At 65.1% G+C, this 18243-nt stretch carries 22 protein-coding genes and 3 tRNA genes; 17 read left to right on the top strand and 8 right to left on the bottom strand.

Features of this window, described 5'->3' with window-relative positions:
• Nucleotides 1-7 precede the first annotated feature (7 nt).
• From NNX34_RS07820 to NNX34_RS07800, 5 genes are all read left to right on the top strand, one after another.
• A tRNA-Gly gene (locus NNX34_RS07820) sits at nucleotides 8-81 on the top strand.
• Between the two features lie 56 nt (nucleotides 82-137).
• Nucleotides 138-209 (top strand) — tRNA-Val (locus NNX34_RS07815).
• Between the two features lie 25 nt (nucleotides 210-234).
• Nucleotides 235-308, top strand: a tRNA-Gly gene (locus NNX34_RS07810).
• A 232-nt stretch (nucleotides 309-540) separates the two neighbouring features.
• On the top strand, nucleotides 541-825 hold the full coding sequence (locus tag NNX34_RS07805; RefSeq protein WP_255765955.1) for a hypothetical protein: 285 nt from the start codon (nucleotides 541-543) through the stop codon (nucleotides 823-825).
• A 160-nt stretch (nucleotides 826-985) separates the two neighbouring features.
• The gene (locus NNX34_RS07800) at nucleotides 986-1963 is read left to right on the top strand and encodes a GNAT family N-acetyltransferase (protein ID WP_255765954.1); all 978 of its coding nucleotides are present in this window, start codon (nucleotides 986-988) and stop codon (nucleotides 1961-1963) included.
• On the opposite strand, the gene NNX34_RS07795 is transcribed toward NNX34_RS07800, so the two are convergent.
• Nucleotides 1953-2450, bottom strand: a complete 498-nt coding sequence (locus NNX34_RS07795; RefSeq protein ID WP_255765953.1) for an SRPBCC domain-containing protein — start codon at nucleotides 2448-2450, stop codon at nucleotides 1953-1955. The genes NNX34_RS07800 and NNX34_RS07795 overlap by 11 nt on opposite strands.
• A gap of 39 nt (nucleotides 2451-2489) precedes the next feature.
• Nucleotides 2490-2936 carry a hypothetical protein gene (locus NNX34_RS07790; RefSeq protein ID WP_255765952.1) on the bottom strand — a complete coding sequence of 149 codons (447 nt, stop codon included), beginning with the start codon at nucleotides 2934-2936 and terminating at the stop codon, nucleotides 2490-2492.
• A 221-nt stretch (nucleotides 2937-3157) separates the two neighbouring features.
• Here NNX34_RS07790 and NNX34_RS07785 point away from each other — a divergent pair, with 221 nt between their 5' ends.
• A complete protein-coding gene (locus tag NNX34_RS07785) occupies nucleotides 3158-4015 on the top strand; it encodes an SDR family oxidoreductase (protein WP_255765951.1) in 858 nt (285 codons plus the stop codon).
• A 9-nt stretch (nucleotides 4016-4024) separates the two neighbouring features.
• Here NNX34_RS07785 and NNX34_RS07780 read toward each other — a convergent pair whose 3' ends face one another.
• Both NNX34_RS07780 and NNX34_RS07775 read right to left on the bottom strand, forming a co-directional pair.
• Nucleotides 4025-4954 carry a CPBP family intramembrane metalloprotease gene (locus NNX34_RS07780; protein WP_255765950.1) on the bottom strand — a complete coding sequence of 310 codons (930 nt, stop codon included), beginning with the start codon at nucleotides 4952-4954 and terminating at the stop codon, nucleotides 4025-4027.
• A 75-nt stretch (nucleotides 4955-5029) separates the two neighbouring features.
• Nucleotides 5030-5359, bottom strand: coding sequence for an NAD(P)H-dependent oxidoreductase (locus NNX34_RS07775; RefSeq protein ID WP_255765949.1), 330 nt, complete (start codon nucleotides 5357-5359; stop codon nucleotides 5030-5032).
• A 244-nt stretch (nucleotides 5360-5603) separates the two neighbouring features.
• Here NNX34_RS07775 and NNX34_RS07770 point away from each other — a divergent pair, with 244 nt between their 5' ends.
• Both NNX34_RS07770 and NNX34_RS07765 read left to right on the top strand, forming a co-directional pair.
• On the top strand, nucleotides 5604-6875 hold the full coding sequence (locus tag NNX34_RS07770) for a ScyD/ScyE family protein (protein WP_255765948.1): 1272 nt from the start codon (nucleotides 5604-5606) through the stop codon (nucleotides 6873-6875).
• A gap of 106 nt (nucleotides 6876-6981) precedes the next feature.
• Nucleotides 6982-7236 (top strand): antitoxin, encoded by a 255-nt coding sequence (locus tag NNX34_RS07765; RefSeq protein ID WP_229952144.1) that lies wholly within the window; start codon nucleotides 6982-6984, stop codon nucleotides 7234-7236.
• 78 nt (nucleotides 7237-7314) lie between these two features.
• Here the strand turns inward: NNX34_RS07765 and zapE are convergent, their stop codons facing one another.
• Nucleotides 7315-8352, bottom strand: coding sequence for a cell division protein ZapE (zapE, locus tag NNX34_RS07760; RefSeq protein ID WP_255765947.1), 1038 nt, complete (start codon nucleotides 8350-8352; stop codon nucleotides 7315-7317).
• A 154-nt stretch (nucleotides 8353-8506) separates the two neighbouring features.
• On the opposite strand from zapE, the gene NNX34_RS07755 reads away from it, so the two are divergent.
• Nucleotides 8507-9061 carry a hypothetical protein gene (locus NNX34_RS07755; protein ID WP_255765946.1) on the top strand — a complete coding sequence of 185 codons (555 nt, stop codon included), beginning with the start codon at nucleotides 8507-8509 and terminating at the stop codon, nucleotides 9059-9061.
• 10 nt (nucleotides 9062-9071) lie between these two features.
• Here NNX34_RS07755 and NNX34_RS07750 read toward each other — a convergent pair whose 3' ends face one another.
• Nucleotides 9072-10766, bottom strand: coding sequence for an HNH endonuclease signature motif containing protein (locus NNX34_RS07750; RefSeq protein WP_255765945.1), 1695 nt, complete (start codon nucleotides 10764-10766; stop codon nucleotides 9072-9074).
• 418 nt (nucleotides 10767-11184) lie between these two features.
• On the opposite strand from NNX34_RS07750, the gene NNX34_RS07745 reads away from it, so the two are divergent.
• Genes NNX34_RS07745 through ybaK form a run of 3 tightly spaced genes read left to right on the top strand, consistent with a single transcriptional unit; the run spans nucleotide 11185 to nucleotide 13138 of the window.
• A complete protein-coding gene (locus NNX34_RS07745; protein WP_255765944.1) occupies nucleotides 11185-12084 on the top strand; it encodes a sulfurtransferase in 900 nt (299 codons plus the stop codon).
• A gap of 25 nt (nucleotides 12085-12109) precedes the next feature.
• On the top strand, nucleotides 12110-12580 hold the full coding sequence (locus NNX34_RS07740) for a SufE family protein (protein WP_255765943.1): 471 nt from the start codon (nucleotides 12110-12112) through the stop codon (nucleotides 12578-12580).
• Between the two features lie 48 nt (nucleotides 12581-12628).
• Nucleotides 12629-13138: a Cys-tRNA(Pro) deacylase gene (gene ybaK / locus NNX34_RS07735; protein ID WP_255765942.1), complete on the top strand. Its 510-nt coding sequence runs from the start codon at nucleotides 12629-12631 to the stop codon at nucleotides 13136-13138.
• On the opposite strand, the gene NNX34_RS07730 is transcribed toward ybaK, so the two are convergent.
• Nucleotides 13135-13878, bottom strand: a complete 744-nt coding sequence (locus tag NNX34_RS07730) for a class I SAM-dependent methyltransferase (RefSeq protein WP_255765941.1) — start codon at nucleotides 13876-13878, stop codon at nucleotides 13135-13137. The genes ybaK and NNX34_RS07730 overlap by 4 nt on opposite strands.
• 274 nt (nucleotides 13879-14152) lie before the next feature.
• Here NNX34_RS07730 and NNX34_RS07725 point away from each other — a divergent pair, with 274 nt between their 5' ends.
• Complete coding sequence (locus NNX34_RS07725) at nucleotides 14153-14887, top strand: CPBP family intramembrane glutamic endopeptidase (protein WP_255765940.1); 735 nt, start codon at nucleotides 14153-14155, stop codon at nucleotides 14885-14887.
• Nucleotides 14888-14894: 7 nt separating this feature from the next.
• Here the strand turns inward: NNX34_RS07725 and NNX34_RS07720 are convergent, their stop codons facing one another.
• Entirely contained in the window at nucleotides 14895-16157 is a 1263-nt protein-coding gene (locus NNX34_RS07720; RefSeq protein ID WP_255765938.1) for a S9 family peptidase, read from the bottom strand.
• A 95-nt stretch (nucleotides 16158-16252) separates the two neighbouring features.
• Here NNX34_RS07720 and NNX34_RS07715 point away from each other — a divergent pair, with 95 nt between their 5' ends.
• The 4 genes from NNX34_RS07715 to NNX34_RS07700 all read left to right on the top strand — a co-directional run bounded on the left by NNX34_RS07715 (nucleotide 16253) and on the right by NNX34_RS07700 (nucleotide 18211).
• Nucleotides 16253-16744 (top strand): hypothetical protein, encoded by a 492-nt coding sequence (locus tag NNX34_RS07715; protein WP_255765937.1) that lies wholly within the window; start codon nucleotides 16253-16255, stop codon nucleotides 16742-16744.
• A gap of 14 nt (nucleotides 16745-16758) precedes the next feature.
• Nucleotides 16759-17196: a peptide-methionine (R)-S-oxide reductase MsrB gene (gene msrB, locus NNX34_RS07710; RefSeq protein WP_255765936.1), complete on the top strand. Its 438-nt coding sequence runs from the start codon at nucleotides 16759-16761 to the stop codon at nucleotides 17194-17196.
• Nucleotides 17197-17202: 6 nt separating this feature from the next.
• On the top strand, nucleotides 17203-17751 hold the full coding sequence (locus NNX34_RS07705; RefSeq protein ID WP_255765934.1) for a flavin reductase family protein: 549 nt from the start codon (nucleotides 17203-17205) through the stop codon (nucleotides 17749-17751).
• A 139-nt stretch (nucleotides 17752-17890) separates the two neighbouring features.
• The gene (locus tag NNX34_RS07700) at nucleotides 17891-18211 is read left to right on the top strand and encodes a hypothetical protein (RefSeq protein WP_255765933.1); all 321 of its coding nucleotides are present in this window, start codon (nucleotides 17891-17893) and stop codon (nucleotides 18209-18211) included.
• The last annotated feature ends 32 nt before the right edge of the window (nucleotides 18212-18243 follow it).

The raw sequence follows: 18243 nt of genomic DNA, 5'->3' as shown, positions 1-18243 counted from the left end.
TTTTCTTGCGGACGTAGCTCAGCTGGCTAGAGCACCACCTTGCCAAGGTGGATGTCGCGGGTTCGAATCCCGTCGTCCGCTCTCCCTTCTGCTTATGGTTTTCCAGGAGTAATCCTGAACGGGCCGAGCAGTTTAGGGCGCGATTGGCGCAGCGGTAGCGCGCTTCCCTGACACGGAAGAGGTCACTGGTTCGATCCCAGTATCGCGCACGGACAGTTTCGACTGTTTGCATTTGCGGACGTAGCTCAGCTGGCTAGAGCACCACCTTGCCAAGGTGGATGTCGCGGGTTCGAATCCCGTCGTCCGCTCTCCCCCGGCGAATTGCCGGCTTAGAAGGAACAGGTTATTGCCTGTTCCTTCTTTTTGTTTAACCCGCAGTTCACACCAGCCGGATCTGCTCAGCAATAAAAGCTAAGTTTGCTTATTATCCGGCCTCTCGATAAAGTCTTTCCAGTAGAGAAAATGTCGACATGGTTTCAGTAGCGGGATCAAAGTTGCATGGCCACCAGGCCGCTCACACCACTACTTGAGGAGAACCACATGGCTAATACGCAGACTCACAACGATCACACGAACACCACCGTTCGCAACGCCAACGACATCAAGGTGTCCACGCGGACCCTCGAATTCGCCGTTTACGTCCTGGCCGTTATCGCCACGATCATCACGGCAGCAGTTGTTGGCGACAACGCCAACGAAAACGGCCTTGACGTGTTCAACGCCGCACAGGCAATGCAGTACATCACCTTCCTCACGGTCGGTCTGATGGTTGCCCGCGGCCTGGCCAAGTCCGGCCACCGCGGTAACAACAACCACAACGCGTAACACGCGTTTCCGGCCTTGAGCCGGACGCTTATTCCGGCGTGGAGCTCCTTGAGCTTCACGCCGGTTTTGCTTTAAATGCACATGTTTCCGGCGTCGGCATCAGCAACTCCCCCGCGGTTCTTTGCCGATAAACATCCCTGAAGACCTTAGAGTGTGGCCTATGGAAATCCGCCCGCTGGACCTCGATAATGACAGCGCCATGGCCGAGGCCTACCGCATTGAATGCGCGGCAAACCAAAGCGTAAGGCCCGGCTGGATTTCCCCCAACAAGGAAGCCCGGATTCTTGGCTGGCGTACACCCAACGGATGGCAAAACCATTTGCTGGGTGCATGGAACGGCACCACATTGATTGGTTTCGCAGCCGGCATGCATTCACCCGATACTCCGGACACCACGTGGATATTCGTTTGGGTCGACCCCGTCCACCAAAACGCAGGGGTTGGGTCGGCATTGGCTCGTGCCGCCGAAGACGCCGGTCCTGCATCCACGGCCAGGTTCGTGGCAAGCGCCATCCGGTCGTCCTCGGTCGAATTGGACGCGCTGATGCAGAATTTTGCTTTCCCTCTGGGTTATTCCCCGGCAACCACCGAAACCGTCGTAGAGCTGGATCTCCGTGACGCACAGCTTGCCGGTCCGACGACGGCGCCCGGCTACGAAATTTCAACGCACGTCAACGGCGTCCCGGAGCGGTTCCGGGAACAGGTTGGGCAGATCAAGGGCCTCGTGGATGCCGAGGCGCCCAACGGCGAGCTCGGCTGGGGTGAGACACCTGTATCGCCCGATGAGTATGCCGCCGAGATGGACCTCTGGATCGCGCAGGGGTCCACGGTATTCGAGTCGATCGCCGTGGACGCCGCCGGAAACGTTACCGCCTGGACCTGCCTGGTGGTTGATGCCGATACCGAACGGCCGGCGCACATCGAAGGGACCCTCGTGGTCTCCGGCCACCGCGGCCACGGCCTCGGAGCGGCCGTGAAGCTGGCTTCCCTGCACCGCGCCGTCGAACTGGGAAACGTCCGCACAGTCAGGACCAGCAGCGATGACGGGAATGTATGGATGCGTTCCATCAACACCCGCCTCGGGTTCACTCCCGTGGAGACCGAGATCATCCTGCAGAAGGAAACGATCAGCCCGTGACCGCGTCCGCTGCCACGTGTGCGGCATACAACGTCTCGAAAGTGGCATGCAGCGGCCAGAACCGGGACGCAGGAATGGCGCCCCCGGCAATGGCGGCTTCCAGATACGTCAGGTGGGTAATCCAGCCGGGGCCGTAGGAATCGACGAGGGCTCCGAGGTCGTGGTGCGTGAAGTCCATCAGTGTCCCCTCCTCCGCGTCCTGCAGTCGGATCTGGATCCGTGATTCGTGTTCCTCGGGAAACTCCCAGCTCATGGCCAAATGGCGCGGCTCCTCCACGTCGGTGATAACGCTGCGGGACAGGTAGCCGCCGCTATGGTCGACGACGATTGATCCGTCCGCTCGAACGTCGCATTCCACGGGACGGCCCAGCCACTGGGACAAAAGGGCTGCATCAGCGAACCCCGCCCAGACGGCCGGCGCCGGGGCGGGAAACGTCCAGGAAATCCGAAGCGAACCGTCGGCGGTCGAAACTGAAGTGAGCGGCATGGCCACGATTGTGGCACACCGTCATGTTCGCCGCACCGATCAGCTTCCGATGGCGAGTGCCAGCTGTTCGGCGGACGGGAGATCAGCCAGCACCACCTGGTAGCGGTGGCCGCCGGCGTCGGAGAACGTGACTGCACCGGCGCCGCCCATGTTCAGTCTCGTCAGGGAGCCGCGTCCGTGCCGCGTCACTGGCCAGTTCACCAGACCGGTGTTCAGTCCGTTGTCTCTGGCCACCGCGATGTCCTGTACGTTTCGGCGCTGAATGGAGCGTTTCCAAAGGGGTCCGCGTAGGGTGACGTACTGCTGGTCTACCGCAACCGTGATCCGCGCAAGAAAACACCACCAGCCGGCAGCGAGCAGGAACGCTGCGGCAGCTACATACAGCGGCCACACCGACTCGACGGCTGCCCCTACGCCCAGCGCGGCACCCACGGCGGCCAGCAAGGCTCCGCCTCCCCACCGCAGCCAACCGGGCGAACGTTCCACGAACCTGACACTGCTTGCCGGTGCCTGCGGCGCCATGCCTTCCCCCTCATCGTTTGCGCGGGCGGTCCTGATTAGGGAACGCTACCTCATTCTCCTGGCACCCTGAGAGGCTGCCGCCTACCCCATCCGCTCTTCCAGTCCGCAACTGTCTCGCTGGTGATCCAGCCGGTCCGCGCATAGTCTTTCACCACTCCCGCTGGCCCACCTGAAAGGATCCTTCCGTGACCATTGCCATCTTCGGCGCGACCGGACAACTCGGCGGCCTCGTGATTGACTCCCTGATCGCACGCGGTGTCGCGCCGGGCGACATCCTTGCCCTGGGCCGCAACCAGGACCGCCTGTCCCAGCTCGCCGGCCGCGGCCTGCGTACGGCACGGGTTGACCTCGACGACGCCGCCACCACAGCCGGTGTGCTGGACGGCGTCGAAAAGGTCCTGCTCATTTCCATGAGCGAACCGGGACGCCGCGTTGCGCAGCATGCAAACGCAATCGAGGCAGCACGGAACGCCGGCGTCCGCCAGCTGGTTTACACCTCAGTTCTTGAGGCGCCGACGACGATTCTCGCCCTCGCTCCGGAGCATCGAGCGACCGAGGAACTCATCACTGCGTCCGGCCTTCCGGCGACCTTTCTGCGCCATGGCTGGTACACGGAAAACCACAGGCAGGAGTTCGACGCCGCGCGGCAAACCGGCGTCGTCGCCAACAGTGTGGGTCCAGGGCGCATTGCCAGCGCCCCGCGCCGGGACTATGCCGAGGCAGCCGCTGTCGTGCTCAGCACTCCAGGCCACGAAGGCAAGGCCTATGAACTATCCGGGGATACGGCCTGGACCTACACGGAATTCGCTGCGGCCGCGCAGGAAGTGCTTGGAACCCCCGTGCGCTACGAGGTCCTGGCACCGGAGGAAGAACAGAAACAGCTGGTCGCCCTCGGACTTGATGAGGCGACCGCAGGCTTCCTGGGTACGCTCAATGCCAATATGCGCGACGGTGCGTTGGCTCCGGCGCCCGGCGACCTGGCCAAACTGATCGGCAGGCCTACCGAGCCGCTGATCGAGACCATGCGCGCCTGGGTCCGCTGAGCTGCGTCGTCAGCCGGCCCGGCGCTGCAGCCGCCGGCGTACGGCTATGAAGACAGCGCCGGCAAGGATGATGTGCACCAAGACCAGGGCGATCGCACCCGGTTCAACCCAGGTGATGGTCCATCCTGAGTCGAGCCATCCCGTTCCCCCGAGAATCGTGCGGGTGACGGTCAGCTGCGTCCAGTGGAATGCGACCGCCACCAACAACGCGCCGGGCACCGGGATGCGCCGGGCCGCCACGAGCGCGAGCCCGAACAGCACCAGCTGCACGATGTAGACAATCGGGTCGTTACCTGCCGGGAACACCTCGATTCCTCCTCCGTCGCCGCCGAGCACGGTGGTGATAGCCCACCGCACCGGTCCCACCACCACTCCCACGAATGGGAACAACGCAGTGGTCACCAGCGTCGCAACCGCCAGCCCCCAGCCGTCCCGCAGGTTCGTCCAGACATACCCGCGCAGGGCAAGTTCCTCCGGAAGCGCCTCGTAGAGAGCCAGCACCACGCCGTTCAGGAGCAGGAAGCCCAGGAACACGGCAAGGTCGAGCTGTTCCACCCGTATCCACCCGGCCAGGCCGGCGGGTAGCCAGACGAGGAGGCCGGTGAGCGCGCCCACAGCCATGCCCAGGGCCAGCGGCCGGGCGGCTGACCTGCTGAGGCCGAGTCCCTCCAGGTCGCGGTGGTCGAGCCGCCGACGCAGCAGCACGATACCCGGCACCACGACGGCGGACATCAGCACTGCCTGCAACAGGACTTCAGGAAGCCGTCCCCAACCAAATGCCTGGCCCAGGGCTTCGGCAATTCCTATGGCGGTTCCAAGGCTGATGCCGAGAAATGCCCATCCAAGGACTGCAGCCTGGAGTGCGCGCCGCCGCGGAATCGGTTGCCGCGTCTGGTCCGGCAGGTGAGACGTCACTGCAGTCGGTGTGCGTGCAGGCATATCGAGGGTCCTCATTTATCGCGTCGGGGCGGTAGTGCAGGATCGACGCCAGTCCACCACGAAGACCCGGGCAACCTACGAAGCCACGCCCGCTGGGTTGATTGCCGCGGCGACCGTAGCGGTGGCAGCGTACATCCGAGCAGCAACGGCGTCCTTGTTCGTCGACTCGGACTCGTGGATAAAGGCGGTTTTGCCGCGTCGCATTCCACAGAAGTCGATGATGCCGTGCTCCACCGAGGTGCTGAAGGACTGCGTATAGCCGTGCCTGGCAAAAGATTCAAAGCCCTCCTGTGCCAGGTGGACGATGCGGGTCGGCTCCTCCCCCAGCAGGTTGTGCAGCTGCGCCGCGGTGGCGTGCGTCAGCGATCCGGGATCCGGATGCGCGGTAACGATCAAGGTCCTCATGGCTGCTTACTCCTATCACCTGTCCCCCGGCCTCGCAGCGGGCCCCGAAAAATTACTCGCTTCGGCACCCCGGAAATTACTTGGTTTTTCTGAACGGCGGGCTGGCGCATGTGCCAAAACTACGTGTTCGCTGAGCCCGGCCATCCCTAGGCTTTGAATGCCTTGGCCGGGGGCGTGGCCGGGATCCACGGGAGGCCAAGAGGCGAGTCTCGCATTGCACCGCACCAATGCTGAGGAGATCACCGTGAAGAAATCATCACCTGCCCTCGCCGTTCTTGCCGCAACCGCAGCGCTGGGGCTGGCAGCCTCACCTGCGACCGCCGGCGGACGGCACCACCCACCATCACCATCCCCAGTACCTGTTGCCGGGGAAGTCACCACCGTTGCCGAGGGGCTGCTCGGTCCCTTGAGTTTCGCCGTCGGCCGTGGCGGCACCCTCGACGTAGCCCAATCATTCACTACGCTCCTGACCCGCATTACTGACGGCGGAGAACCCGAGGTCCTGGCCACGGCACCCGACGGCTATTCCCCCGGTTCCGTTTCCCGCGACCGCGGAGCTACCTATTACACGGTTGCCACCGGCGCCGGAAGCAACGACCCGGTCGCCAACGTCACCTTGCTGCAGTTCATTGACCGGGACGGCAACATTGAGACCGTCGCGGACATTTCCGCCTACGAATTCGCTGAGAATCCGGACAGCATCAACACTTACGGCTTCGAGGAGGCGCTTCCCGCCGAATGCGCGGCCCAACTGCCGCCTGGTGTTGCCCCTGCTCCCTACACCGGGCTCCCGGACTCCAACCCCGTGGCTTCGCTTCCCGGCAGGTACGGCGGAACCATCGTGGCCGACGCGGGAATGAACGCCCTCATCCAGGTGAACGACGACGGCGGCATCCTGACGGTCGCGGTGCTGCCTCCTGTGCCGCTCACCATTACCGCCGAAACGGCCGCGGGGTTCGGGCTGCCGGCGTGCACGGTGGGACTCACCTACAACCTGGAACCGGTGCCGACCGACGTCGAACGCGGTCCCGACGGCGCCCTGTACGTGACCTCGTTGCCGGGCGGCCCGGAGGGTGGAGCTCCGGGTTCCGTGTTCCGGGTCGACCCGGCCACTCTCGCACCGGAACTCGTGGCGACCGGCTTCATCGGGGCCACCGGTCTGGCGGTGAACGACAACGGCGATATCTTCGTGGCGGAGCTGTTCGCTAACCGGATCTCGGTAGTACCGTCCGGATCAGACACTCCGGAGCTGTTTCTGGAGGCCAACCAACCGGCCGCCCTGGAACTGCGCGGCGACGCGCTGTACGCGTCGGTTGATGTACTGGCCGGACTCCCGGCCGGACCAGGCCCCGAGGCCAAGCCGGTTGCGGAGCCTCCGGCCGAGCCGGCTCCTCCAACCGGCGGCAGCATCATCCGGATCGAACTGGACGACAACTGCGCCGGATACCACCATCACCACGGCGGTTCGGATCGGCACTCGGGTGACGGCGTCCGGGAGGACGGGTCCGGGGAATAGCGAAGGATATGCCCGCAGAGGAAAGTCCTTTCCTCCAACCCCTGCGGGACCTAACATGGAGGCGAACGGGAAACGAGCGGGTTTCCCCTGTGAAAGGAGGTGATCCGTGTCTGTATTTGACGAGCTCAAAGGCAGGGCCGGTGAGCTGAAGGAAAAGGCCACCGGATTTGTCGGACAGAATGCCGACAAGATCAAGGGCGGCATCGATCAGGCAGGGAACTTCGTCGACCAGAAGACCGGTCGCAAGTACTCCAGCAAGATCGATGGTTTCCAGAGCAAGGCCTCGGAAGCAGTTGATAAGACCAACCGCAACCGCGAGCCGGGAACCGGCAACGGTCCCGGACAGACGCCTCCGGCCTAACGACCCGAGAGCACGACAAAGAAGCGCCGGTCCCGCCGAGAGGCGGCACCGGCGCTTCCGCCGTTTAAACGGGTCCTGCTACGACGCTTCACCCGTCTGGCCCTCGCGGGCCAGTGCGGTCAGGCGCGAAACAGCTCGGAAGTACTTCTTCATGTACCCGCCGGCCATCATTTCCTTGGTGAACAGCTGATCGAACGGCACCCCGCTGGCCAGGATCGGCACGTCCTTGTCGTACAGCCGGTCGGCAAGGACCACAAAGCGCAGCGCCACGGACTGTTCGGTGATGGTCTGCACGTTGTGCCAGGCGACCGCTTCCACCCCGTCGAGCATCTGCCGGTACCGGCTCGGGTGGACCTGGGAAAGGTGGTTGATGAGTTCGGAGAAGTCGTCAACAGCGACGGTCCGGCCGGAGAATTCGGTTTCCATCCGCACTTCCAGTTCCCCGTCCTGCAGCGGCTGGGGCGACTCGGGCAGACCGCGGTGGCGGTAATCCTCACCGTCAATGCGGACGACGTCGAACTGGTCCGCCAGGACCTGGATCTCGCGCTGGAAGTCGACGGCGGCAAAGCGGCCCTCGCCCAGGGAACCCGGCAGGGTGTTGGACGTAGCCGCAAGCTTCACGCCGGCGTCGGCCAGTTCACGCATCAGGCGGGACATGAGCACCGTGTCGCCCGGATCGTCGAGTTCGAATTCGTCAATGCAGACCAGTTTGTAGGCGCTCAGCGCATCCACGGTCTTGCGGAACGTAAGCGCACCCACGAGGTTGGTGTACTCCACAAACGTGCCGAAGGCCTTGGGCCCTTCCACGGCATGCCAGAGCGAGGCCAGCAGGTGGGTCTTGCCGACGCCGAATCCGCCGTCCAGGTAGAACCCGGCTTTGCTCTCGGGTTTCCTGCCGCCGAAGAACTTCCGCAGGCCGCTGGGCTCGGGAGTGTCGACGTCGGCTGCGAAGGAACGCATCGCGCCCACGGCTTTGGCCTGGGAGGGCTGCTCCGGATCGGGACGGTAGGAATCAAAGGACACGCTGCCGAACCGGGGCGAGGGGAAGAATCCCTGCAGCAGTTCATCCACCGATACCTGGGGAGTCCGTTCTGTCAGGTGCTCGAGTTGTGCCACTGCGCGCTTTTCCGTCCGTTTGATGCCTGCTTCCGGCACGAAACGTGCCGGTTCTGCGGCGTTCTGCCGCCCTCGCTACGATACGCCAACGCGTTCGGGAATCTGGAACCGCCGCCGGTGGACTGCGGCTGTGTCTGCGGTCCATAGTCGGAGCATGATGCAGCAGCAGGACACGGCGGGCGCTCATCGGTATTCAGGCGAAGAGCGGACCCTGATGGGGCTGGAGTTCGGCACAGCTGGAGCGGCGCTTGGCGGTGGCATCCTCCTGGCCCTACGCCCCGACGGGGCCTTCCTGCACGCTGACCCGTCCGTGCTGCGGCGGACCCCGTTCCGGGACTGGCGGCGTCCGGGACTTCTCCTTGCCACAGGTTGCGGCGGCGGTTACCTCACCGCCGGGATGCTGCACCTTCGACGCCACCGGGCCGCCCGGCGGGTTTCCATCGCCGCCGGGCTCGCCCTGATCGGTTTGGAGGCTTGGGAAACCGCGTTCATCGAGTTCCAGCCGCTGGAAGCGGTGTTCGCGGGGATCGGCGCAGCCGTCGTCGTGCTGGCACTGCGCCTTCCGCCGGAGACGCCCGATCCAGGGGCACTAGGTGCTGCAGGTGCACTCCCGGCGGCACATTCACTGCACCGCAGGCGGCGCCGCAGAGGGCGCCCGATGAAGGCTGGCCTTGCGTCGACCGTAGCGGATGTCCGCCTGCATCCCTGAGGGGATCGGGTCAGAACGGCGGCACCTGTTCCTGCAACGAATCTTCCACGTCTGACTCCTCCCGTCCCTCTCGGGTGGAGTACATACCCGGATTCGGTGCCGTGTCCGGTAAGCCAAATTCCAGGAAAGGTTCCGTGCGGTAGACGCGTCCGGTCGGCGAGGTCCACTCGATCACCCCGGGCGAGGGCTGACAGGCTTTCCAGTAACCGAGGGTCTTGAACCGGTGGTGGCGTCGGCACAGATGTTCCAGGTTTCCGTGGTCGGTGGGTCCGCCGCGGGCCCAGTCGACGGTGTGGTCAATGTCCGCGTTCGCGGTGTTGACCCGGCAGCCGGGAAACCTGCAGGTTCCGTCCCGTGCCCGGAGCCAGCGGCGGAGTCCGGCAGGGACTTTTCTGCGCCGTCCTACGCCCAGGATCTCTCCGGTGTGCGGGTTTTGCGCCAGCCCGGTCCATCCGACGGCGTTGCGGGCCAGTCGGCGGGCTTCTTCGGCGCTGATGGGGCCGTAGCCGTGCAGCTCGGCGGGCTGCTCGTCGGCTCCGAAGAGGGTTTCGGCGCTGATCAGGACCATGATTTCCGCTCGAGGGACGATTCCCTCGTCCGGTCCTGCGTCTTGGCTCGTCGCGGTTTCGCCCGCTGCCGCATTTCTGTCCGCACTTCCACCGTCCGCCCCTCCAACACGGGCTGAACCGCTACCCGCAACACCGCCAGTCCAGCTAGTCCTGCCGGTCCCGCCTGCACCGTCCTCCACCCGGCCAGTCCCAGCAGCATTCCTGACACGAGCCGTTCCGAACCCTCCCATCAGCAGCTGCGCGAGGATGTCCGCACGCAGCTGATCCGTAGTCCGGGAATCGCCGGCTACCTGCTCACCCCGTGCTGCGGTACTCAAGGCCGTGTAGATCTGCTGGGCTTCTGCGGCCCGCAGATAGGCGGACAGGCAGGACATGCCGTCTTCTTCGCGGTCCAGGGTGACCTTGCGCTGCTCGAACGCGCTCAAATGCCGTTTGCTGATGGTCTCCGGATACCGTTTCTCGCGCAGCCGGCGGGCCTTGGCGGAGAACCGGGACCGGGTCTGGCCCTCCGCTGCTGCCAGCAGGTCTGCCTCAAATTCCGGTAGCGCCGAGGCTGGAACGTTCATGCATTGTTCCAGCACCACTTGGGCATGCTGGTAGGAAAGACGCCCCTCTTCCAGTCCGGTCAGGGTTGCCGTGTGGGAAGTGCATAGGCTCGTCGCTTCGTTCAGGAGCCGCTGACCGGTGACCTGCGGAACGTTTAGGATGGCCGCGCATTCGGAAGCTGCGAGGCTGAAAGCCAGACCCGGTTCGATCCGCTCGGAAGGGGCATACGTGTCGTCCCGGAAGAGTTCCCCCATGCGGTTGATCAGGCGGGCCTCCAGGGCCTGCCCCCAGGAAATCAGGTGCGCCGCCCGGGAAAGGGCTTCGCCGACCGTCTGCTCGTCAAAGGCTTCAAGGTTCTGCAACGCCAGTGTCCCGGTGAAACCGTCCGGGAAACCGCCCGCAGCCTCTCCACCCGGACCCACGTGGTCAGTGCCTTCAGGTTCTGCAGGCTCGGCTGCCGGTTCAGCCCGGTACACCGTCAGGGTACAGGCCGTGCGGGGCTCATCCGTTTCACCGGCGGTGCCATCCGGCTGCTGGTCTTCACTGCTTGGTTCTTCGGTTGTCCATTCGGTGTTCCCGAGCTGATCCATACCTCAGGATTTCATCCCGCACTGACATTTCCGGACCAAAAACAGGCTCAAACGAGCCTCCGCGGAAACCTAAAATACGCGTCTTTTTGAGACGACTACGTGCTGGGAAAACCGAGCATTTTGACCTGGCAGCAGGACCACACAGACCCCAACCGAATATGACCCTCAGGCCCTCCGCATCGGCTCGATTCGCGGCGCGTCGGGAAGCTGGCGTACCGCACCCGTCCAGGGCAGCAGCACAGCATCCCACCGGGTGGTGCTGGTGGTGTCGGAGGGACCTCAGCGACACCAGCAACCCCAAACCGTGGGACAGCGTGCCGAATGGCTTCACCTCCAGGGTTCGGCGCATGGAAGTTTTCGGCCGCCGTCATCGTTAGGCTAGAAGGAAGCCCAATTGCCGAGGAAAGAAGTTCCGCGTATGTCGATCGCAGCTGACAGCAGCCCCAAGTTCTCCGCCTATGCCCACCCGGAACGCCTGGTCTCCACGCAGTGGCTGGCCGACAACCTGGACGCTGAGAACCTGGTGGTCCTTGAATCCAACGAGGACATCCTGCTGTACGAAACGGGCCACATCCCCGGTGCCCGGAAGATCGACTGGCACACCGACCTCAACGATGCCGATACGCGGGACTTCGTAGACGGTAAGGCCTTCGCCCAGCTGATGGCCCGCAAGGGCATCACCCGGGACTCCACCGTGGTGATCTACGGCGACAAGAGCAACTGGTGGGCCGCCTACGCCCTGTGGGTCTTCACCCTCTTCGGCCACGAGGATGTCCGCCTGCTCGACGGCGGCCGCGACAAGTGGATTGCCGAAGGCCGTCCGGTCACCACCGACAAGGTCCCCGTGGAACCCGCCGAATACCCCGTGGTGGAGCGTGACGACGAGAAGATCCGCGCGTTCCTGCCCGACGTCGTCGGACACCTGGGCAAGGGACCGCTGATCGATGTCCGCTCCCCCGCCGAATACACGGGCGAACGCACCCACATGCCCGATTACATGGATGAGGGCGCCATGAAGGGCGGCCACATTCCCACCGCGAAGTCCGTTCCGTGGAGCAAGGCCGCAGCCGAAGACGGAACCTTCCGCGCCCGCGAGGAACTCGAAGCGCTCTACAAGGACGACGCCGGGCTGAAGGAAGGCGACGACGTCGTGGCCTACTGCCGCATCGGCGAACGTTCCAGCCATACCTGGTTTGTGCTCAAGCACCTGCTGGGCTTCGAGTCCGTGCGTAACTACGACGGGTCCTGGACCGAATGGGGCAACGCCGTGCGCGTTCCGATTGCCCGCGGTGAAGAACCCGGCAACGCCCCCAGCTGAAGCACCAAGTAAGAGAGATTTACTCATGACTGCCACACCCGAAAACGCTGTCCCGGACTCCCTGGCCGAGATCATCGACGACTTCCAGGCCATGGAGGAATCCGACCGCCTGGAGCTGCTGCTGGAATTCTCCCGCAGCCTGCCCGATCTGCCGGCTGAAATCGCCGACCGGCCCGAGCTCCTCGAACAGGTGGTGGAATGCCAGTCGCCGGTGTTCCTCAGCCTGGACGTGGACGACTCCCCCGAGCACCTGGTCTCGCTGTTCTTCAAGGCACCGCGGGAGGCCCCCACCACCCGCGGGTTCGCGAGCGTGCTTTACGAAGGCCTGAACGGTCTTCCGGCCGCCGCCATCCTGGCCGTTCCGGCCGATGTTCCTGACCGTCTGGGCCTCACCCGGGCCATTACCCCGCTGCGCATGCGGGGAATGTCCGCCATGCTGGGACGCATCAAGCGTCGGCTCGCCCAGCACGAAAAACTGGCACAGCAGCCGGCGTAGCCCGTAACCGGCCGGGTTTGCGGCCGCAGGAGCACAGGAGACGCAGCCATGGCAGGGAACCGCGACAAGCATCCGGGTAAGGGCGCGACGCCGGCCACCAAGGTACTGGACGACGCCGGGGTCACGTACACGGTGCACCACTACGAGCACGACGCCGGCGCGCCGTCGTACGGGCTGGAAGCCGCCGAAAAGCTCGGACTGCCGCCCGAAGCCGTCTACAAAACGCTGATGGTGGATCTGGGCGGGCATCTGGCGGTGGCCATGGTTCCGGTAGCCCTGAACCTGGACCTGAAGAAGTTCGCCGCCCTGATGGGGGCGCGCAAGGCCGTGATGGCTGACCGGCGGGACGCGGAGCGGCGCACCGGCTACGTGGTGGGCGGCATTTCACCGCTGGGGCAGAAACACTCCTCCCCTGCCGGAATCGAATCCCGGGTGGAGCTGCTGGACACCGTGTATGTCTCCGGCGGCCGGCGGGGGCTGCAGATCGGACTCTCGCCCTTTGACCTGCTCCGCCTCACGCACGCCATCACGGCCCCCATCGCCGCCGCACCTGCCTAGCGGCGGTTCCGCTCTCCTTTGGAGAGGTGGTGCAGGGCGTAACCGTAGCTCAGCCGGACCCGCTGCGGATCCTCGTTTAGCCACTGATCGGCGGTCCCGTTGGGGAATTCCATGCTGATCACGTCGACCAGGTCCTGCGGCTTGTCAAAGGTCCAGCTGCTCATGACCAGGGTCGTGGAGGCACCCTGCTGTGCCCACCAGTCCTTGATGTATTTGCCCTCGCCCTGATGCGCCGATGCGTTGGCCGCCTCCAGCAGGGCCGCAAAGTCGCCGTCGCACTGATCATTGTCGATGACGACCAGTGATCCGCCCGGACGCAGGACCCGCAGGACTTCCGTCAGCCCCGCCGTGCAGTCGCTCTGGGGCGACGGAAAGAAATAGGCGAACCGGGCATGGACAACATCCACCGAGGCGTCCGGCAGCGGGATGTGTTCAGCCGAGCCGTGCAGGACCTCGGCTCCGCCGGGCCTTGACCGGGCGGCCGCGAGCAGCTCCGGATCGGGTTCGACGCCGATGACGGACTTTGCGAGTTCGGCATAGCGCGGCAGCCAGAACCCGGTGCCGCAGCCGAGATCGAGGAGAGTCCGCCCGGCCCAGGGCGCCAGGCCCGCAAGTGCATTCCAGACCACCCCTTCCCGGTCAAAGGCCCGATTCTCCAGCTCATACAGCTCGGGATGTGCACCCTGGTTCCAGGCCGGAAAAAAGTCGTCCAGCGGAGCGGCCCCCTGTTGGTCCTGCATTATTGGTCCCCCCGTGAATGTGTCAGTGCGCCTCTAACCTACTCTGTGCCTGCCCTGGTTTTGTGCGGGTCCGGTCCGACGCCCGGCCTGCATTTCCCTGCGGTTTGTGCATTTTCCTGCGGTTTGTGCCTTTCCCTGCGCCGCGCCGCGCAGGGATTGGCACAAACCGGAGGGTTCTTCCCAAAGCGCAGGAAAACCACCGGTAGTAATGGCAGGATGAACCAACGCCATCGCCCTGGCGGGCCACACCAGCACCATCATCGGGGGAATCTTGTTGTCAGTCAGCGAAACACACCAGCCAGCCAGCCAGCGGCCCGAAGCGACGCTCGGGCAGGCCGCCTGGGCGTCGATGTTCGTCGCCCTGTACATTCTCGCCGCCTCCGGCGCACTGGTAGCGCTCGGACTCTCCGGCGTCGTTGACTTCACCCTCGAGTCGCTTCTCCCCGCTGCCTTCGGCTCCGTCACGGCCGCGGCGATGCTGGCCCTTTACGTCCACCTGTTCCGCCGCAATTCGATGACACCTGCGGACCTCGGGTTTCGCCGGCCCGGGCTGAGAATACTGCACCTGCTGTGGCAGATCCCCGTGGCGATCATCGTGTGCATGCTGGCACAGGGCCTGTTCCTCGGGCTGCTGTCCCTCATCGACTTCGATACGGCAACGGCTCGGTCCACCAGCGACCCGCTGAAGGATCTCGGCGGCCTGTCCACTCCGCTGACGGCCGTCGTCGTGCTTGTCGTAACGGTCCTGACGCCGCTGTGGGAGGAAGTCCTGTTCCGGGGCGCCCTCCTCGACGGGCTCTCGCGGCGCTTCCGGCCCTTCACCGCCGTCGTCCTGTCCGCAGCACTCTTCGCTGTGGTGCACCTGGTCCTGGTGGGATTCGCCTACCTCTTTATGCTGGGCCTTGCGCTGGCACTGCTGCGGCGCTTCCACGGGAACATCTGGGCCCCGATTCTGCTCCACGCCGCAAGCAACGCCCTTGTCACCCTTGTAGTCCTTACCGCGATCTAACTACCCGCTATTCCGCGTCCATACGGTGCTCCGCCGGATGCCGGGTGCGGCCCAGGGCTTCGTTGAGCCACCCCAGGACCAGGCGCTCCCACCGCTCGGGGTCCACGTTGTATTCCTTGGTATGCCGGGCCTTGGTGAAAGCCTCGAACGTGATGACGTCCGGGTTTTTCTCCGCAAGTTCCGCGGACGGCCCGTACGGCACAAAGTCGTCGTCCTTGCTGTGCAGGATGAGGGTGGGGATCCGGATTTCCTCCGCACGGGTCACCCAGTCCATGCTCTTGAGGTCCAGCGGAGCAGCCAGCCCGGTCAGCGCCCGTCCGGCGGCGTTGGAAATCAGCCACTGTCCCAGCCGGCCGGCCTGGGCAGGAATCCGGTTGACGCGGGCATGGTGGGCCAGCACGTCCACCCAGTTGATCACCGGCCCGTCCAGCACCATGGCACGGATGTACCGGCGCAGCGGCGAGCGGTCCGCGGCCTGCAGGCTGATCGCCCCGCCCATGGACCAGCCGAACAGCACCACATCCTGGGCGCCGTGGTCCAGGGCGTAGCGGATGGCCGCCTCCACGTCCTGCCACTCGGTCAGGCCCAGCCCGTACCGGCCGTCGGCGGCGTAGGGGGCCTCGCCGTCGTTCCGGTAGGAAATGACCAGGCTGGTGAGCCCGGCTTCGCGGGCGGTACGCAGCGCCCGCAGGCATTCGGTCCGCCGGGCGCCTCGGCCGTGGACCATGATGGCCCACGTGTCGGCACCGGGAGTACGCACCAGCCAGGCCGGCGCCGTTCCGTTTTCCACCGGGATGTCGACTTCCTCCTCGGGAAGCCCGACGGCGGCCGGCGAGGGATAGATGGAACCGCTCCACCAACCGCGGCGCGCCTTGCTTAGGTCGCCGCTATACACCTCTTCCACGTCCCGCTGCACGGTGCCCTCACGGGGCACATAGGAACGAATGGCTCCGATCCGGGCATGCCCGTTGCCGTTGTCGAAGTACAGGCTGTACGTGCCTTCGACCGTGGTGTCCAGGTTTGCCGGCAGGATGACCTGCCGGCCGTGCTCGCTGTCCATGACGGCCAGGATCTCCAGGTTCGCATCCCGCGTGCGCGCCGGGGTGACCACCTGGCGCGCGAAGTAGATGCCGAGTCCGGAGGCAGCCGCCACGACGGCGGTGGAAGCCGCAGCACCGACGCCGGCGCCGAACGCCGTCCAACGGACCCACGGAACCGAGAGAACCGGGGTGGTGCCGGAGGATGCATCGGAAGGAACGGAGATAGCCATAGAACATTTTTACCGGATGGGTGCCGGGTCCGTGTAACGGCAGGCCGGTGCGGCCTTGGGCGGCCTGCCCGGACAGGCGTACTAGGCTGGTGCGCATGACTTCGACAATTGTGGTGCTGACGGAAGAATCGCTGGGTAGCCGCGACATAGACAACCTGCGTGCGGTTGCAGGAGAGAACCCCGTCCGCTTTGAGGTTCTGGTGCCCGCTGATCCGGGCCGGAACCTGCTGGTGGACGTGCTGGACAACCTCAGCCTGCTCGATTTTGCAGAAGCCTTCCGGAACCTGACCGGCGGCCGCCCGTCCAAGGCCGACGAGGTGAAGGAAGCGGTCACCTCGCTCGCCGACTCCCTGGAACAGCTGCAGGCAGCCGGCCTCGAGGCCACCGGCACGGTCACCGGCGAAGACCCGGTGGCCGCCGTCGTCGAAACCGCCAAGCGCACGCACGCGGACCAGGTTGTAGTGATCACCACGCCGCACGCCGTCGAAGACACCTTCCACACGGACTGGGCCAATGAGGCGCAGGACCGGCTCGGCGTTCCCGTGCTGCATCTGTACAGCGGCTCGGGATTTATTGGCGACTCTTAAGCGTTGACGCTGACATGACTACCGAAGAGAACACCGGAACCGTCCCGGTCCAGAAAACCGACGAGCAGTGGCGCGAGGAACTCACTGAGCAGGAGTACGCCGTGCTGCGCAAGGCCGGCACCGAACGGCCGTACACCGGCGAGTACTGGGACACCAAGACCGCCGGCGTTTACCAGTGCCGTGCCTGCGGCAGCGATCTGTTCACCAGCAGCGAGAAGTTCGATTCACACTGCGGCTGGCCGTCCTTCTTCGCTCCGCTGGCCGAGGGCAAGGTCCGCTACCTGCATGACCGCAGCATGGGCATGGACCGGATTGAAGTCCGCTGCGCCAACTGCGATTCGCACATGGGACACCTGTTCGAAGGCGAAGGTTTCGACACTCCCACCGACCAGCGGTTCTGCATCAACTCCGTCTCCGTGAAGCTGGTCCCCGCCGCCGACACCGCGGAATAGGGAGCCATGGAGCACGGAGTCTTTCCCGGGGAAACAGTTGCCGGGCCCGACCTCCCGGACGAGGTCATCGACCGGTACCGGGAGCTGAGCGCGGACATCGCGTCCGGCGTCGGCGTGGTGTCCACCCGCCTTCGCGGACGCGACTACGCGGCGACCGTCAGCGGGTTCCTCTCCGTCTCCTACGATCCGCCCACCCTCCTCGTGAGCCTGTACGCCGAGGCACGCATTGCCGAGGCAGTGATCGACGCCGGCAGCTGGGCCCTGAGCCTGCTGCCGGCTCGGCTGCGGGGCACTGCCAACTGGCTTGCCAGTCCCGGCTCGCCCCTCGAAGGGCTGCTGAACCAGGTGAACTACGGCCGGGCGCCGGAAACCGGTGCCGCCGTCATCGAGGACTCCATCGCCTGGTTTGAGGTCCGCACCACGCAGGTGACGACGGCGGCCACCCACCAGCTGATCGTGGGCGAGGTGGTGTCCATGGGCCGGCGCGCGGGGGCCGACGACGAGGCCGACCCGCTGCTGCACTTTGCCTCCGCTTACGCCCGGCTGGCCCGCTGACCTTTCGTTCCTTCCGCTGCGGCCGCCCGACCCGGTCGAACCATTGTTTCCCTCCCGTGCCCCACGTAACGTCGATGAACGGGGGAACGTTTCGCAGCCGGATGGACGCTGCGGATCCACCGGGCCTGAGGAGATGCAAATGGGCACAGACCAGTACCATGAGCCGCCTTCCGAACTTCCCGCAGAGACGCGGACCTTTGCGCGCATGTGCGCCAGCCTGGCGGAGGAAGCCGAAGCCATCGGCTGGTATGTCCAGCGGATGGCCGTGGAACCCGACGCCGAGTCGCGGGCCATCATGCTTGATTCGCTCGGCGAGGAGTTCAAGCACTTCAGCATGGAACTTGAATTCCTGCTGCGCCGCACTCCCCTCTGGCGGGAAATCGCCCGCGGCATCCTCTTCACGGACGGCGACATAGTCCGGCACGGCGAGGCCTCGGAAGCCGAAGCCACCGGAGACTAGCTTGCAGGAACCCGCAACCGCCCCTCCGCTCA

It is taken from the genome of Arthrobacter sp. zg-Y1116, assembly GCF_024385485.1.
Taxonomy (GTDB): domain Bacteria; phylum Actinomycetota; class Actinomycetes; order Actinomycetales; family Micrococcaceae; genus Arthrobacter_B.
Note: the sequence above shows the minus strand (reverse complement) of the source record. Positions and strands in the feature narration are given on the sequence as shown.

Coding starts and splice junctions, on each gene's coding strand:
- NNX34_RS07805 (WP_255765955.1), top strand. CDS start 541: ATGGCTAATACGCAGACTCACAACGATCACACGAACACCACCGTTCGC.
- NNX34_RS07800 (WP_255765954.1), top strand. CDS start 986: ATGGAAATCCGCCCGCTGGACCTCGATAATGACAGCGCCATGGCCGAG.
- NNX34_RS07795 (WP_255765953.1), bottom strand. CDS start 2,450: ATGCCGCTCACTTCAGTTTCGACCGCCGACGGTTCGCTTCGGATTTCC.
- NNX34_RS07780 (WP_255765950.1), bottom strand. CDS start 4,954: ATGCCTGCACGCACACCGACTGCAGTGACGTCTCACCTGCCGGACCAG.
- NNX34_RS07775 (WP_255765949.1), bottom strand. CDS start 5,359: ATGAGGACCTTGATCGTTACCGCGCATCCGGATCCCGGATCGCTGACG.
- NNX34_RS07755 (WP_255765946.1), top strand. CDS start 8,507: ATGATGCAGCAGCAGGACACGGCGGGCGCTCATCGGTATTCAGGCGAA.
- NNX34_RS07750 (WP_255765945.1), bottom strand. CDS start 10,766: ATGGATCAGCTCGGGAACACCGAATGGACAACCGAAGAACCAAGCAGT.
- NNX34_RS07745 (WP_255765944.1), top strand. CDS start 11,185: ATGTCGATCGCAGCTGACAGCAGCCCCAAGTTCTCCGCCTATGCCCAC.
- NNX34_RS07740 (WP_255765943.1), top strand. CDS start 12,110: ATGACTGCCACACCCGAAAACGCTGTCCCGGACTCCCTGGCCGAGATC.
- ybaK (WP_255765942.1), top strand. CDS start 12,629: ATGGCAGGGAACCGCGACAAGCATCCGGGTAAGGGCGCGACGCCGGCC.
- NNX34_RS07730 (WP_255765941.1), bottom strand. CDS start 13,878: ATGCAGGACCAACAGGGGGCCGCTCCGCTGGACGACTTTTTTCCGGCC.
- NNX34_RS07720 (WP_255765938.1), bottom strand. CDS start 16,157: ATGGCTATCTCCGTTCCTTCCGATGCATCCTCCGGCACCACCCCGGTT.
- NNX34_RS07715 (WP_255765937.1), top strand. CDS start 16,253: ATGACTTCGACAATTGTGGTGCTGACGGAAGAATCGCTGGGTAGCCGC.
- msrB (WP_255765936.1), top strand. CDS start 16,759: ATGACTACCGAAGAGAACACCGGAACCGTCCCGGTCCAGAAAACCGAC.
- NNX34_RS07705 (WP_255765934.1), top strand. CDS start 17,203: ATGGAGCACGGAGTCTTTCCCGGGGAAACAGTTGCCGGGCCCGACCTC.
- NNX34_RS07700 (WP_255765933.1), top strand. CDS start 17,891: ATGGGCACAGACCAGTACCATGAGCCGCCTTCCGAACTTCCCGCAGAG.